Source organism: Actinoallomurus rhizosphaericola, from assembly GCF_024055675.1.
GTDB lineage: Bacteria > Actinomycetota > Actinomycetes > Streptosporangiales > Streptosporangiaceae > Actinoallomurus > Actinoallomurus soli.
Map to the genome: position 1 here is coordinate 430,679 of NZ_JAMXMW010000003.1, position 14,722 is coordinate 445,400.

At 72.4% G+C, this 14,722-nt stretch carries 16 protein-coding genes; 11 read left to right on the forward strand and 5 right to left on the reverse strand.

Going from position 1 to position 14,722, the window contains the following annotated elements:
- Window positions 1–56: 56 nt before the first annotated feature.
- The 8 genes from NE234_RS09665 (at window position 57) to NE234_RS09705 (ending at window position 8,518) form a co-directional block, all read left to right on the forward strand.
- The gene (locus NE234_RS09665) at window positions 57–971 is read left to right on the forward strand and encodes an alpha/beta hydrolase (RefSeq protein WP_252778549.1); all 915 of its coding nucleotides are present in this window, start codon (window positions 57–59) and stop codon (window positions 969–971) included.
- Window positions 961–2,259, forward strand: a complete 1,299-nt coding sequence (locus NE234_RS09675) for an acyltransferase family protein (RefSeq protein ID WP_308206868.1) — start codon at window positions 961–963, stop codon at window positions 2,257–2,259. The genes NE234_RS09665 and NE234_RS09675 overlap by 11 nt, the downstream gene beginning before the upstream one ends.
- Window positions 2,260–2,332: 73 nt before the next feature.
- Window positions 2,333–3,454 (forward strand): PucR family transcriptional regulator, encoded by a 1,122-nt coding sequence (locus tag NE234_RS09680; RefSeq protein WP_252778838.1) that lies wholly within the window; start codon window positions 2,333–2,335, stop codon window positions 3,452–3,454.
- 102 nt (window positions 3,455–3,556) lie between these two features.
- The gene (locus NE234_RS09685) at window positions 3,557–4,489 is read left to right on the forward strand and encodes an ACP S-malonyltransferase (protein ID WP_252778550.1); all 933 of its coding nucleotides are present in this window, start codon (window positions 3,557–3,559) and stop codon (window positions 4,487–4,489) included.
- A complete protein-coding gene (locus NE234_RS09690) occupies window positions 4,486–5,451 on the forward strand; it encodes a beta-ketoacyl-ACP synthase III (RefSeq protein WP_252778551.1) in 966 nt (321 codons plus the stop codon). The genes NE234_RS09685 and NE234_RS09690 overlap by 4 nt, the downstream gene beginning before the upstream one ends.
- Window positions 5,452–5,532: 81 nt before the next feature.
- On the forward strand, window positions 5,533–5,790 hold the full coding sequence (locus tag NE234_RS09695) for an acyl carrier protein (RefSeq protein ID WP_252778552.1): 258 nt from the start codon (window positions 5,533–5,535) through the stop codon (window positions 5,788–5,790).
- Between the two features lie 29 nt (window positions 5,791–5,819).
- Window positions 5,820–7,073 (forward strand): beta-ketoacyl-ACP synthase II, encoded by a 1,254-nt coding sequence (fabF, locus tag NE234_RS09700; RefSeq protein WP_252778553.1) that lies wholly within the window; start codon window positions 5,820–5,822, stop codon window positions 7,071–7,073.
- Entirely contained in the window at window positions 7,070–8,518 is a 1,449-nt protein-coding gene (locus NE234_RS09705) for an acyl-CoA carboxylase subunit beta (RefSeq protein WP_252778554.1), read from the forward strand. Before fabF ends, NE234_RS09705 begins: the two co-directional genes overlap by 4 nt.
- Window positions 8,519–8,926: 408 nt before the next feature.
- On the opposite strand, the gene NE234_RS09710 is transcribed toward NE234_RS09705, so the two are convergent.
- A complete protein-coding gene (locus NE234_RS09710) occupies window positions 8,927–9,517 on the reverse strand; it encodes a class I SAM-dependent methyltransferase (protein ID WP_252778555.1) in 591 nt (196 codons plus the stop codon).
- Window positions 9,518–9,678: 161 nt separating this feature from the next.
- Between NE234_RS09710 and NE234_RS09715 the strand changes: the two genes are divergently transcribed.
- Window positions 9,679–9,861, forward strand: a complete 183-nt coding sequence (locus NE234_RS09715; protein ID WP_252778556.1) for a hypothetical protein — start codon at window positions 9,679–9,681, stop codon at window positions 9,859–9,861.
- A gap of 118 nt (window positions 9,862–9,979) precedes the next feature.
- Here the strand turns inward: NE234_RS09715 and NE234_RS09720 are convergent, their stop codons facing one another.
- Entirely contained in the window at window positions 9,980–10,918 is a 939-nt protein-coding gene (locus NE234_RS09720) for a DMT family transporter (protein ID WP_252778557.1), read from the reverse strand.
- Window positions 10,919–11,000: 82 nt separating this feature from the next.
- Here NE234_RS09720 and NE234_RS09725 point away from each other — a divergent pair, with 82 nt between their 5' ends.
- Complete coding sequence (locus tag NE234_RS09725) at window positions 11,001–11,906, forward strand: LysR family transcriptional regulator (protein ID WP_252778558.1); 906 nt, start codon at window positions 11,001–11,003, stop codon at window positions 11,904–11,906.
- A gap of 52 nt (window positions 11,907–11,958) precedes the next feature.
- Here NE234_RS09725 and NE234_RS09730 read toward each other — a convergent pair whose 3' ends face one another.
- Window positions 11,959–13,182, reverse strand: a complete 1,224-nt coding sequence (locus NE234_RS09730) for an amidohydrolase family protein (protein ID WP_252778559.1) — start codon at window positions 13,180–13,182, stop codon at window positions 11,959–11,961.
- Window positions 13,183–13,282: 100 nt separating this feature from the next.
- Here NE234_RS09730 and NE234_RS09735 point away from each other — a divergent pair, with 100 nt between their 5' ends.
- The gene (locus NE234_RS09735; RefSeq protein ID WP_252778560.1) at window positions 13,283–13,741 is read left to right on the forward strand and encodes a MarR family winged helix-turn-helix transcriptional regulator; all 459 of its coding nucleotides are present in this window, start codon (window positions 13,283–13,285) and stop codon (window positions 13,739–13,741) included.
- Between the two features lie 151 nt (window positions 13,742–13,892).
- Here NE234_RS09735 and NE234_RS09740 read toward each other — a convergent pair whose 3' ends face one another.
- Window positions 13,893–14,252 carry a cupin domain-containing protein gene (locus NE234_RS09740; RefSeq protein WP_252778561.1) on the reverse strand — a complete coding sequence of 120 codons (360 nt, stop codon included), beginning with the start codon at window positions 14,250–14,252 and terminating at the stop codon, window positions 13,893–13,895.
- Complete coding sequence (locus tag NE234_RS09745; RefSeq protein ID WP_252778562.1) at window positions 14,252–14,686, reverse strand: hypothetical protein; 435 nt, start codon at window positions 14,684–14,686, stop codon at window positions 14,252–14,254. Before NE234_RS09745 ends, NE234_RS09740 begins: the two co-directional genes overlap by 1 nt.
- Window positions 14,687–14,722 lie beyond the last annotated feature (36 nt).

The window sequence follows — 14,722 nt, forward strand, 5'->3', positions numbered from 1 at the left end:
CGACAACGGACGATCCGTAGCTTCCTGATCATTCGCTGATCAGGAAGGACGGGCCCGTGAACAAGCGCCGGGCAGCACTCGTCACCCTCGTCGCCGGCGGCGTCATGCTCACGACCGCGGCCGCCGGCGGCCACGCCTCCGTGCCGCCACCGCCCGTACAGCCGCTGCCCGCGCTGACCGGTCCCGCGCTCGCCGCGCGGTACGCCGCGGAGCGGCAGGCGATCGAGGCCGCCGCCCGGCGCGACCCGCGGCTGGCGCCGCTGGCCGCGCCGGGCCGGACGTTCGTCGCGTTCGACCCGCGCGGCCGTGCCGTCGAGGTCGTCGGCGACCTGGCCACGGCACGACGCGTGGCGATCCTGGTCCCCGGCTCGGACACCACGCTGCACAGCTTCGACTCCCGGGGCACCGCCTCCCCCGGCGGCGGGGCGCGGGCGGTGCTGGCCGAGGCCCGGCGGATCGACCCGCACGCCCGGCTGGCCGTCATCGCCTGGCTCGGCTACAGCGCCCCACGCACCATCAGCCTGGACGTCGCGACCACCACCCGCGCCGACCAGGGCGCCCGCGCCCTGCGGCCGCTCGTCGACACGCTGAACGCCCATGGCGCCGCGGTGAGCCTGCTGTGCCACAGCTACGGCTCGGTGGTCTGCGGGCGGGCCGCCCATGACGTCGAGGCGGCCGACATCGCGGTCTTCGGCAGCCCGGGGATGGCCGTCTCCTCCGCGGCGGACCTGCGCACCCGGGCGCGGCTGTGGGCGGGACGCGGGTCCGGCGACTGGATGGCGTACGTGCCGAAGGTCCGGGTCCTCGGGCTGGGCTTCGGCGCGGACCCCGTCGGCCGGAGCTTCGGCGCGCGCGTGTTCGCGGCCGGGAACGGCGGCCACAGCGACTACCTCCGGCCGGGCGGGATCGCCCTGCGCAACCTGGCCCTGATCGCCCTCGGCCGCGGCGCGGAGGTGTCCCGTGTCCGCTGAACCCGCCCTCGGCGCTCCCGCCGCACCCGGCACCGAACCCGCCCTCCGTACCTCCGCCCTGCCCGACGCCGAACCCGCCCTCCGTACTCCCGCCGCACCCGACGCCGGGTCCGGCCCGGCGCCCCGGCGGGAGGGGTGGTCACGGCGCGGGTCGTTCCGCGCCCTGGCCGGGCGCCTCGACGCGGCCACTCCCGAGCAGCGCGACCGGGCCGTGGACGCGCTGCGGGCCTACGCCATCCTCGGGGTCGTCCTCGGGCACTGGCTGGTCACCGCGCTCGTCGTCTCGGCGGCTCCGGGCGGCGGGCGGACGTGGAGCGCGCGCAGCCCGCTGGCGTTCCTGCCGTCGCTGGCCCCGGTGTCCTGGGCGCTGCAGACGCTCGCGCTGTTCTTCTTCGTCGGCGGGTACTCCGCGGCCAGGAGCCTGCGCCGCCCGCAGAGCACCGGCGCGTGGGTCCGCTCCCGCGTCGTGCGGCTGTGCCGGCCGCCGGCCGTGCTGGTGGCGGCCTGGGCGCCGCTCGCCCTCCTGCTCGCGGCGACCGGGACGGACCCGATGCCGCTGGTCCGTCTCATGTACAGCCCGCTGTGGTTCCTGTGCGTCTTCATCGGCCTGACCGCGCTCACCCCGCTGCTCGTCCGCCGCGGGCCGTACGCGGCGGCGGTGGCGGCGGCCGTGGTGTGCGGGGTCGACCTGGTCAGGTTCGGCCTGGGCGGTCCCGCCTGGCTCGGCTGGCTGAACGTTCCCGCCGCGTGGGCGGTGCCGTACCTGCTCGGCATCTCCTGGGCGAACGGCCGGCTCGGCGCGCGGCGTACGGCCCTGGCCCTCCTCGCCGGCGGGGCGGCGGCCGGGGTGGCGCTCGTGGCGTTCGCCGGCTATCCGGCGAGCATGGTCGGCGTGCCGGGCGCGCGGGTGTCCAACCTCAGCCCGCCGACGGCGGTGGCGGTGGCGTTCGGTCTCGCGCAGGTCGGCGCCGCGCTGCTGCTGCGGGACCGGCTGGCGCGCTGGATGCGGCGGCCCCTGGCCTGGGCGCCCGTGGCGCTCGTGAACCTGTCGGCGATGACGGTCTTCTGCTGGCACCAGACCTCGTTCATGCTGGTGACCTTGGCGACCAGGCCCTTCGATAGGCTGCCCGGACTGCACGACGTCCCCGACCACTGGAGCTGGATCGCGGCCCGGATGGCGTGGCTGCCGGCGTTCGCGTCGGTGCTGGCCGTGTGCCTGGCGATGTTCCGCAGGTTCGAGGGGACGCACGTGACACGTGGTCGGAGGCGCTGCCGACGACGCGGCTGAGGAGTGGGAGGCTGTTCGCGTGCAGAAAGACCTCGACACCCGCGAACAGACCACTGAGCGGCTCGAACAGGCCATGGGGGCGCTGGGCACCGCCGCGACGGCCAGCATGGAGGAGCGCCTCCCGTGGTTCCGCGCGATGTCGGCGGAGTACCGCTCCTGGGTCGGCCTGGTCGCCCAGGCGGGCATCGCCGGGTTCGTCGAGTGGTTCAAGCACGAGGAGAAGATCCGGCCCGCCATCGCCGGCGAGGTGTTCGGCACCGCGCCGCGCGAGCTGATGCGGGCCGTGCGCCTCCAGCAGACGGTCGAGATCGTCCGGGTCGTCATCGACGTCGTCGAGGCGCAGGTGAACGAGCTCGCGGCGCCCGGCGGCGAGACGCAGCTGCGCGAGGCCATCCTGCGCTACACCCGCGAGGTCGCCTTCGGCGCGGCCCAGGTGTACGCGCGGGCGGCGGAGACCCGTGGCGCGTGGGACGCCCGGCTGGAGGCGCTCATCGTCGACGCGCTGCTGCGCGGCGAGGTCGACGAGTCGCTGCACTCGTGGGCCGCCGCGCTCGGCTGGGCGTCGACGTCGGTGGCGGTCATGGCGGGCAACACCCCCGAGGACGAGCCCGAGGCCATCATCGACGACATCCGCATCGCCTCCCGCCGGGCGCGCGTCGACGTGCTCGCGGGCGTGCAGGGCAGCCGCCTCATCGTCATCGTCGGCGGCGTCGAGGACGACCCGCTCGCGGCGGCCAAGCCGTTCACCTCCAAGTTCGGTCCGGGCGCGGTGGTGATCGGGCCGCGCGTCGACGACCTCTACGCCGCCACGATGTCCGCGCGGGCGGCGCTGGCCGGGCTGCGGGCCGTGGCGGGCTGGCCGGACGCGCCGCGGCCGGTGTTCGCCGGGGACCTGCTCGCCGAGCGCGCCCTCGACGGCGACCCGGACGCGCGGGCGTTCCTGGTGGAGGAGGTCTACGAACCGCTGCGCGCGGCCGGGGCCCCGCTCCTCGACACGCTGACGACCTACCTGGAGCAGGGCTCGTCGCTGGAGGCGACCGCGCGGCTGTTGTTCGTGCACCCCAACACGGTCCGGTACCGCCTGCGCCGGGTCACCGAGCTGACCGGATACGTCCCCGCCGACGGCCGGGCGGCGTTCACTCTCCGCATCGCTCTGGTTCTCGGACGTTTCGCGGACCGGCCCGCTTCACTGTGACCGGCCGAGCGGCGCCTTGTAGAACCCTCACAAGGCTCGCCGCCGGAGATTCGTACCTCACCGCATGAACATGGCGGAGTCCTACAGTGCATGGTTGAGTGCGTGCTCGTCATCGCCGCGCCCGGGCAGGGCGCCCAGACCCCGGGATTCCTCAACGCCTGGCTCGAAGTGCCCGGCGTCGCCGACCGTCTCGCGTGGTGGTCCGCCGTCACCGGCCTCGACCTGATCCGCTACGGCACCACCGCCGACGCGGATGAGATCCGCGACACCGCCGTCGCGCAGCCTCTCCTGGTCGCCTCCGCGCTCGTGGCCTACGAGGCGCTGGGCATCAAGCCGGACGTGACGGCCGGGCACAGCGTGGGCGAGCTCGCCGCCGCCGCGATCGCCGGTGTCATCTCCCCCGAGTCCGCCATGGTGCTCGTACGGGAGCGGGGACGGGCGATGGCCGAGGCGGCCGCCGTCACCGAGACCGGCATGACCGCCGTGCTCGGCGGCGACGCCCAGGAGGTCCTCGCGGCCATCGAGAAGCACGGCCTCACCCCGGCGAACGCCAACGGCGCCGGTCAGGTGGTGGCGGCCGGCACGAAGGAGCAGCTGGCCGCGTTCGCGGAGGAGCCGCCCGCCGGCGCGCGGCTGCGTCCGCTGTCGGTGGCCGGAGCCTTCCACACCCATCACATGGCCCCCGCGGTCGACACGCTGCGGCGGATCACCCCGGGCATGCCGGTGGCCGACCCCGTCACCCGGCTGCTCTCCAACCGCGACGGCGCCGTCGTGGACCACGGCCCCGACTTCGTCGCCCGTCTCGTCGAGCAGGTCAGCGCACCGGTGCGCTGGGACTCATGCATGGCGACGATGGCGGACCTCGGCGTCACGGCGATCATCGAACTGCCCCCCGCGGGCACCCTCGTCGGCCTCGCCCGGCGCGCGCTGCCCGGTGTGCAGCTGGTCGCGCTGAAGACGCCCGGCGACCTCGACAAGGCGCGCGCACTCATCGAGGAGACGCGCGCCGGCGACGACACTTTGGAGAACGCGTGACGTCATTCCAGCTTCCTACCGGCGCCCCCGGGGCGCGCATCCTCGCGTTCGGCCACTACCAGCCGTCGAACGTCGTCACCAACGACGACCTCGCCAAGACGGTGGACACCAACGACGAGTGGATCCAGAGCCGCGTCGGCATCAAGCAGCGCCGCATCGCGGGCCCGGAGGAGTCGGTCGTCGACATGGCCGTCCAGGCCGGCGGCAAGGCCCTGGCCGGCAGCGGCCTGTCCCCGGACGACATCGACCTGGTCATCGTCGCGACCTGCACCCAGGAGGCGCAGATCCCCAACGCGTCGGCGAGCGTGGCCGACCGGCTCGGCATCACCGCGCCCGGGGCGTACGACGTCAACGCGGCCTGCGCGGGCTTCTGCTACGCGCTGTCCAACGCCTCCGACGCGGTCCGCGCCGGCTCCGCGCGCAACGTGCTGGTGGTCGGCGCGGAGAAGCTGTCGCAGTGGGTGGACTGGACGGACCGCTCGACCTGCATCATCTTCGCCGACGGTGCGGGCGCCGCGGTGGTGACCGGCTCCGAGGACGCGGCCGTCGGCCCCGTCGTCTGGGGCAGCGCCGGTGACATGGCGAGCCGGATCTACATCAAGGACCGGAACAGCTTCCTCTACCAGGAGGGGCAGGCCGTCTTCCGGTGGGCGACGACGGCGCTGCACCCGATCGCCCGGGAGGCGTGCGAGCGCGCGGGCGTCGACCCGTCCGAGCTGGCCGCGTTCATCCCGCACCAGGCGAACCTGCGCATCGTCGAGGCGATCGCGCGTAAGCTCAAGGCCGAGAACGCCATCGTCGCCGACGACATCGTGAACGCCGGCAACACCTCGGCCGCCTCGATCCCCCTGGCGCTGTCCCGCATGATCGAACGCGGTGACGTGCCGTCCGGCGCGCCGGCCCTGCTCATCGGCTTCGGCGCCGGCATGACCTACGCCGCGCAGGTGGTCCGGATCCCGTAGGGCCGGGCCGTCCGCGCGCGTCGTTCCCCTGAACTCCCTTCGAAGCACACATCGCAACAACAGGAAATGGAGAACTACCCCATGGCTGCTCTTTCCGAGAAGGAGATCCTCGACGGCCTCGGCGAGATCATCGAGGAGATCGCGGGCGTCGACCCGTCCGAGGTGACCCCGGACAAGTCCTTCGTCGACGACCTGGACATCGACTCGCTGTCGATGGTCGAGATCGCCGTCGCCGCGCAGGACAAGTTCGGCGTCGAGATCCCCGACGACGAGCTGAAGAACCTCAAGACGGTCAAGGACGTCGTCGTCTACGTGCAGAACAAGGGCGTCTCTGCCTGAAGTCGAGCAGCAAGGGAGAGCGTGACCATATGAGTACCTCCGTCGTCGTGACCGGACTCGGCGCTACTACGCCTCTCGGCGGCGACGTGGCATCGACCTGGTCCGCTCTGCTGGCGGGCCGGTCCGGCGTGAAGCGGCTCACCGCCGAGTGGGCGGAGAGCCTCTCGGTGCGGATCGCGGCTCCGATCGCGGTGGAACCCTCCGAGGTCCTGCCGAGGCACCGGCTGCGCCGGCTGGACCGTTGCCAGCAGTTCGCCCTCATCGCCGCCCGCGAAGCCTGGCTGGACGCCGGCTTCGCGTTCGGCGACGAGGCGGGCTTCCAGGTCGACGGCGACCGGGTCGGCGCAGTCGTCTCCTCGGGAATCGGGGGGATCATCACGACCCTCGACAACTACGACATCCTGAACGAGAAGGGCTGGCAGCGGGTCTCGCCGTTCGCCGTGCCCATGCTGATGCCGAACGGCGGCGCCGGGGTCGTCAGCATCGAGTTCGGGGCGAAGGCCGGGGCGCACGCGCTGGCCAGTGCCTGCGCGTCCAGCGCGGAGGCGATCGGCTACGGCATCGACATGATCCGGTCGGGGCGGGCCGACGTCGTCATCGCCGGCGGCACCGAGGCCGCGATCCACCGGCTCAATCTCGCCGCGTTCGGGTCGATGCGCGCGATGTCCACGCGCAACGACGACCCCGACCACGCCTCGCGCCCGTACGACAAGGACCGGGACGGCTTCGTGCTCGGCGAGGGCTCCGGGATCGTCATCCTGGAGTCGGAGGAGCACGCGCGGGCCCGCGGCGCCCGGATCTACGCCATCGCCGCCGGTGTCGGCTACTCCGCCGACGCGGTCGACATCGTGTCGAACGACCCCGAGGGCATGTCGAAGGCGATGGTCCGCGCGCTGGCCGACGCCGGCCTGGAGCCGTCGGACATCGTGCACATCAACGCGCACGGCACGTCGACCCCGGTCGGCGACACGGGCGAGATCAAGGCGATCAAGCTGGCGCTCGGCGACGCCGCCCACCAGATCGCGATCACCAGCACCAAGTCGATGACCGGCCACCTGCTCGGCGGTACGGGCGCGGTCGAGTCCATCGCCACGATCCTCGCCCTGCGCGAGGGACTGGTGCCGCCGACCATCAACATCGAGAACCTCGACGACGAGGTCGACCTGGACATCGTTCGAGACGAACCCCGGAAGCTGCCCGGCGGTCCCGCCGCCGCCCTGAACAACTCGTTCGGATTCGGCGGCCACAACGTGACCGTCGCGCTGAGGAGGCATGAGTCGTGACCGTTGTCGACAGCAGGTCCGCCACCCGGGCTCCCGAGCCCACGGCACCCCCCGAACCCGCCGCGCCGGACCCGCGCGACCCGCGGGTACGCCTGGAGGCGCTCTTCGACGAGGGGTCGCTGCGGCTCCTCACCGAGGAGGACACCAGCGGCGCCCTCGCGGGCGTCGGCCGGATCGAGGGCATGCCGGTCGTGGCGTTCGCCAGCGACCCGCGCATCCAGGGCGGCGCGATGGGCTCGGAGGGCTGCGAGGCCATCGTCCACGCCTACGACCACGCCGTACGGGAACGGCTGCCGATCATCGGCCTGTGGCACTCCGGCGGGGCGCGCCTCGCCGAGGGCGTCGAGTCCCTGCACGGGGTCGGCCGCGTCTTCGCGGCCATGACCAAGGCGTCGGGCGTCGTCCCGCAGATCTCGGTCGTGCTCGGCGCCGCCGCCGGCGGTGCCGCGTACGGCCCGGCGCTGACCGACATCGTCATCCTGTCCGAGGGCGGCCGCATCTTCGTGACCGGTCCGGACGTCGTACGGTCGGTCACCGGCGAGGTCGTCGACATGGCGGCCCTCGGCGGGCCGGAGCCGCACAGCAAGCGCAGCGGCGTCGTGCACGTCGTGGCCAAGGACGACACCGAGGCCCTGGTCAAGGCCCGGCGGGTCGCGTCCCTCCTCGGCCACCAGGGCCGCATGCGGACCGAAGAGGTCGAGGAGATCGACCTGGGCGGCGTGCTGCCCGACAACCCCCGTCGCGCGTACGACGTGCACCCGATCATCAACAAACTGCTCGACGACCCGGCGGAGGCCATCGAGCTGCACCCGAAGTGGGCGCCGAACATCGTCACGACGCTCGGCCGCCTCGGCGGCCGTACCGTCGGCGTCATCGCCAACAACCCGATGCGGCTGGGCGGCTGCCTGGACTCCACGTCGGCGGAGAAGGCGTCGCGGTTCGTGCGGATGTGCGACGCGTTCGGAGTGCCGCTCGTCGTCATCGTGGACGTCCCCGGCTACCTGCCGGGCGTCGGCCAGGAGCACGACGGCGTCGTACGGCGCGGCGCGAAGCTGCTGCACGCCTTCGCGGAGGCGGTGGTGCCGCGCGTCACGCTCGTGACCCGCAAGTCGTACGGCGGCGCGTACATCGCGATGAACTCCCGTGCGCTGGGCGCGACGCGCGTCTTCGCCTGGCCGACCGCCGAGATCGCGGTCATGGGCGCGGTCGCCGCCGTGCGGATCCTGCACCGCCGCAAGCTGGCCGCCGTCCCGGAGGAGGAGCGGCACGCGCTGGAGGAGCAGCTCGCCGCCGAGCACGTGAAGATCGCCGGTGGCGTGGAGCGGGCCCATGACCTGGGCGTGATCGACGAGATCATCGAGCCGGCGAAGACCCGGCGGGCGATCGCACAGGCCATCGCCGAGGCGACCCCGGCTCGGGGCGCCCACGGCAACATCCCCCTGTAACCCGCGAGACCCGAGCGCCCCGTCCAGGAACCGACCTGGGCGGGGCGTTCGTCATTCGCAGGGCGCCTTGGGGCGTCCTGGATCCAGGCGGCTGCACGAGCCACTCGGCCGGCGTCCCGGCGCACGCTGGAGTGCCTGATTCGATGGCGTTGGTCGGCTTTCGGCGGCGCGCAGAACAGCAGCAGGCCGTCGCCGAGGCACCGCTTCGCCGCCGCAGCGACCAGGTCGCCGCCGATGTGGCCGCCTTGCCGCCGCGTGAACCAGGTCTCGTCCTGTTCACGCGTTCTGGCCCGTCAACATCGACGGCAATGCGTTCCGCCGCCTCGCGTTCGGGTTCCTGGGCTCGCCTATGGGTTCGCGGGTCCAGCCGCACAGGCCGTCGACCATGTCGGCACGGGCCCGCGCGCCCTACCGACGGTTGATCGTCGCGAGGTGGGCCGGCGCGCCGTCGTCGTGGATCATCGTCTGGATCCGGTCCGGTCGGATGGCGGCGACACTCCATCCGCTGCCAGGGGCGAAAGCCGCTTCCAGGTCCTCCCGGCTGACGGGGTGCGGGCCGGTATCGGGACCGTCGTCGCTGAAGCACAGCACATACAGGGTTCCACCGCGCTCGGTCACCGACGCCAGGCTCGCGACGTACTCCGGCCGCTCGTCGCGGCCGAAGGTGTGGAACAGCCCGCAGTCCAGCACCGTGTCGAACCTGCGTCCCAGACGCTCCAGTTCGAACGCGTCGGCCGCGACGAACTCGGCCTCGATCCCCCGGTCCTCGGCCTTCTCACGGGCGATCGCCAGTGCGGTCTCGGCCACGTCGACACCCAGAACCGGCAGTCCCAGCGAGGCGACGTGCAGAGCGTTCTCGCCGGTCCCGCAGCCCGCGTCGAGCACCGCCCCGGCGAATCCGCCCTCGGACGCCACACGCACGATCGCCGGCTGCGGCCTGCCGATGTCCCACGGCGCAGGACCGTCGTGGTACGACGCGTCCCAGGGCAGCCCCGTCATCCGCTCATGACTGGTCGGACGCCGACCGCCGAACGCACCTCCGGCCGGCTCTCCTGATCGGTCCGACATCTTCACACCCCCGCGAGCGCATCCCTCACCGTTGGAATCATGCCCGCTCATCCGCGCTAGCCGACTGGGTTAGAAAAAAGGACGTCCGGGCGATGCTCCGGCCCCCGCTGTACCGGACCGCCTACGAGGCGGGACTGGGGACGGTCTACACGGCCCACTACCGTCCGGCCGAGGGCCGGGTGACGTATCACTGGCCGGACGCCAGTTGGGAGCAGTCATTCGGCGACTTCACGCCTGATCATCGCACCGTCACCCTCGGCCGATCCGACGTGTAGCTCCCGAGGCCGGACACGCGAAGTAGCCGGCCGCGATGGAACCGCGCGCGGCGGCGGCTCGCCCGCGCCGCCGAGCCGCGGACCCCGAGGGGCGGCGTTGAAACGTCGAGCAGGGCGGTCAGGCGTTCGTAGGTGTCATGGTCGGGCGCGCTTCGTTCGCCTTCCCGGATCTTGCCGTGGTGGTGCGGTGGGCGCGTTCGATGGCCTGGCCCCAGTAGGTCCCAGCGACCATGAGCACGGCGCCGAGGGTGGCCCAGGCGGTGAGCCGTTCGCCGCCGAGGCCGATCCCGATCACGACGGCCCAGATCGGTTCGGTGCCCAGCAGAAGGCTGGCCCGGCTGGCGGAGGTGTTCTGCACCGCCCAGGTTTGGGCGAGGAAGGCGAACACGCTGCAGAACAGGGCGAGGTAGAAAAGCCGGGTCCAGGTGGTGGCACTGCTGTGGACCAGGTCGGGCAGGTGGGTGAGGGCGGGCACCAGGAACAGTGCCGAGCCGACGACGGTCTGGACGGTGGTCAGGTGCACTGGGTCCATCGGGAGGCCCGCGGTGAGCCGTCCGACGAGCGCGACGTGTCCTGCCCGTACGATCGCAGCGGCCAGTACCAGGACGTCTCCGAGCCGGGGCGCGTGCAGCCCGGCGCTGGAGGTGAGCAGCCCGACGGCCAGGACGCAGAGACCGGCGGCGAGGAAGAATCGCCCGGGCAGCCTTCGGCCGCCACCGGTACGGTCCAGCAGCGGCGTCAGCACAATGGTCAGACTGATGATCAGCCCGGCGTTCGCGGCGCTGGTATGTGCCACCCCGTAGGTCTCCAGCACGAGCACGGCCGCCTGCGTGAATCCCAGCAGCGATCCGACGCGGACCTCCGCACGGGTCCAGCGGTGCGTCCGGCGGCGGAAGACGGCCAAGGCGCCGCACGCGACCGCGGAGATCGCATACCGGGCGAACAGCACCGCCATGACGGGGAGCGCGACGGTGGCCGTCTTGGCCGAGAGGTAACTGGAACCCCAGACGAGTGCGACCAGGAGAAGTACCGCATCGGTACGCCGTGCTTCAGGCATGCCCCCACGCTGCACCATCCGCGACGATGAAGGCCACCACCAGCTTCTTACGTGAAGCTGTAGTATCTCTACACTATCGAGGGTGGACGAACGGCAGCTACGGATCCTGCGCGAGCTGGGAGACCTGGGCAGTGTCAGTGCCGTGGCCGAGGCACTGCACGTGACGCCGTCCGCGATCTCACAGCAGCTGCGCCTGCTGCAGCGCTCGATTCCCGTCCCACTCACCGAGCGCGCCGGACGCCGAGTGGTGCTGACCGACGCCGGGCGTGCCTTGGCCGCGGCAGCCATCGAGGTGGAGACCGCCCTGGCCCGGGCACGACAGGCCATCACCGACTTCGCGGAGCAACCCGACGGGAACGTATCGGTGTCCGCGTTCCACAGTGCGGCCTCCGCGTTCTTCCCGCTCCTGCTGCGCGGCCTCACCGGCCCGTGCCGGCCCCGCTTGACGCTCGCTGACGAGGACGTCGCCCAGGACCGCTTCCCCGCGCTCACCCGTGACTACGATCTCGTGCTCGCTCACCGCCTCGACCATGGCCCGCAATGGCCGCGCACGGTGACCAGCGCCACGCTGCTGCGCGAACCCCTCGACGTCGCCCTGCCGGTCGGCCACCCGCTGGCCTCGAAACCGCTGCTTTCGCCACGGGACGTGGCGGACCAACCCTGGATCACGGTCCACGACGGGTTCCCGCTGATGGCCACCATCGAGGCCATCGCCGGCGTCGCCGACCGCCGGCTGGACATCATCCATCGCATCAACGACTTCGCGGTGGCCGCCGAGGCCGTGGCCGCCGGCGGCGGCCTCGCGCTGATGCCCCGCTGGACCGCCCGCGCCCACTCCGGCGTCGTCCTCAGGCCGCTGCGCGGAGTACACGCCCGACGCCACATCGACGTGCTCCACCGGCCCGAGCACGCAGCCCGAAAGGCCGTCCGGACGGTCCTCGCCGAGTTGCACCGCGCCGCCGCGACGATCCAGGGCCGAGGCCTCTGACGCGTGCCCGACTCGCGGCCGGTGCTGAGCCGAGCCATCCGCGCGAACCCGGTCAGCCGTCGGCGAGCCGTACGCCGCGGCGCCATACGGCGCGGATGTTGAGCGTGTCGGAGATGTCGGCCGTGGGGTCACCTTCGACGAGGAGCAGGTCGGCGCGGCGACCGGCCGCGATGCGGCCCCGGTCGCCGAGGCCGAAGCGGCGTGCGGGTGTGCTGGTCGCGGCGCGCAGGGCCTCGACGGGAGTCAGGCCCGCTTGGACCAGGTAGCGCAGCTCCTGGTGGACGCTGGCACCGTGGGCGAGCCCGCCCAGGAAGGGCAACGGGAACGAGGCGTCGGTTCCGACGATGAGGTCGACGCCGGCGGCGTGCAGCGCCCGGACCGAGTCCAGCACGTCCTCGATGCGCCCCTGCGGGTACCGGTCGAAGCTGCTGCGCAGCGTCGTCAACCACGCCTCGTCAAGGCGCGTGCTGACGCGCGGGTCGTCCGCCAGGGCGGCACCGGTGATGCCCATCATCGACGCGTCGAGGACGACGCAGGGCACGACGAACGCCCCCGATTCCCCGATCAGCTCGATGATCTCCGCATCGTGCGGTCGGTCCATGAACAGGTGGACGAGGCCGTCGATGCCGGCCTCGATCGCCATGCGCGTCGCGTCGACGGTGAGCGTGTGCGCGACGGTCAGCATCCCGTGCCGGTGGGCTTCGGCGACACCGGCGTTCAACGTGGCCTGGTCGAGCATCGGCAGGCCCGGATGGCCCTCGACCGTACCGTCATCGACCATGAACTTGATGTAGTCCGATCCCGCGGCCACCAGCTTCGGAATGAAGCTCACCGCCTCCTCCGGGGTGGTCGAGAACGGCATCACGACGTCGGCGAAGGCGGAGCGATCGTCCCCTCCCGGGCGGAATCCCTCGGGGAACAGCTCACTGGGGTGTCCGCCGGGCGGGGTGATGCCGAACCCCGCGGAGCGGACGTCCGCCAGGGAGTCGTCCTCGCCGATGTGGGCCCGGTTGTGCTTCGTCCACCGTCCCTGCATCTCCAGCTCGGTCGTGACCCCGAACCTCAGCGCGTACGCCAGCGCCTGCTCGGAGGTGTGGACATGGGCGTCGAACAGGCCGGGCAGCAGTGTCCCGCCCGTCGCGTCGACGATGTCCGCGCCTGCGGGCACGTCGCCGCCGACGGAGACGATCCGTCCTCCGTCGACCAGGACGGTGCTCTCTGGGAGCACCCGTTCCCCATCGAAGACACGCGCGCCGGTGATGGCTGTAGTGCTCACTGTTCCTCGCTCCTTCGCAAGTACATGCCGTTCGGCATAAGTATGACCTATTGCATGCACTTGCACGACCGCAAGCATGTGCTCGCCGTAAGATGTCCGCGTGACGAGCGGTGCGGACCCGGAGGACGACGCCATACTCGACGGCATCGGACCGGCCTTCTCCCGATTGCGGCGGCGCGTCCCCACTTCGCGCAGGGACGGGTCCCGCAATCTCATCCTCAACATCGTCAGCGCCGGGGACGGCGAGATGACCGTCGGCGGCGTGGCCGAGGAACTCGGCGTGGACCAGTCGGTGGCGAGCCGCATGGTCTCCGACTGCATAGCGGCCGGATACCTGCTCCGTACGGCCTCGCAGGAGGACGGCCGGCGGACCGTCCTCGAGATCACCCCGGAGGGTGCAGCCGCGCGGGACGGTTTCGCGAAGGCTCAGCGCAAGGCGTTCGAGCAGATCACCGGGGACTGGCCTGTGGAAGAGCGGCTCCAGTTCGCCCGGCTGCTGCTCAGGTACGTCGAGGACAGCGCGCGGCTGCGCCGGCAGGAGCGCGACCGGCTCGCTTAGGCGTGGTCCTGCCCAGGGGGCGCGGAGGCGCGCGACGCCCGACAGGTGGTCAGCCGCGGTCCCGCCGGTGTTCCGCGACCGAATCCGTCCGTCGCCGTCGGCGGTGCGGCGGGTGGCGGGTGCGCCAGGTGGTGCACCCGCCGTACGCACGTCAGACCGGGAGGAAGAGCGCTTCGAACGGCGGGGGGCCGACGCCGGTGGTGACGTGGCCCCGACCCTCGGTGTCGGTGGCGAGGACCATGTCACCGGGGCCGAAACGGCGCCGGTCACCGCCGCTGACCTCCACCTCGATCGTCCCGCGCAGCATCACCACCCACTGCTCGCGCGGCGCCGGGTGCGGTGCGCTGTCGAACTCGGCGCTGCGCAGGAACAACACGCCGCCCGCGGACGGCAGGCCGCCGACGGCCATGGGCGGCATCCCCTCGGCGACGTGCCGCTCGGCGAGGGCGATCTCGTCCTCCTCGAAGGCCGAACCGCCGTCCTCGGTACGGACGATCCTGGTGAAGCGCATCAGCCCACTCCGATGAACTGGTAGTCGGCGCGGATCCTGCCGTCGTCGTCCAGGGCCAGGACGTCCAGGCCGCCGCCGACGGCCTCACCGCTGCGCGTCGACGTCATCGACCACCGGACGCCGATCACGTTGGACAGCAGGACGCAGGGCTCGGCCGCGGCCTCGAAGACGTGCTCGCCCGGCGCGACGAACATCTCGTACGCGCGGGACACCCGGGCGTCCATGGCGGCGTGGCCGCGAACCTCCAACGGCGGCGCCGGGAACGCGAGGGCGGTCGCGGCCTGGCGGATCTCCTGGGGCGGGTCGGCGAGGACCTGGAATCCGTCCTGCGCCCACAGTTCGCGGATCATCGCGCTGCGCGTCGCCGGATCGGGCTCGTTCCACTGGGCGACATAGCGGCCGGCCAGTTCCTTCACATCGAGTTCGTTGCTCACGCAGGGCAGTCTGCGCCACCGGCCTGCGCCTTTGCG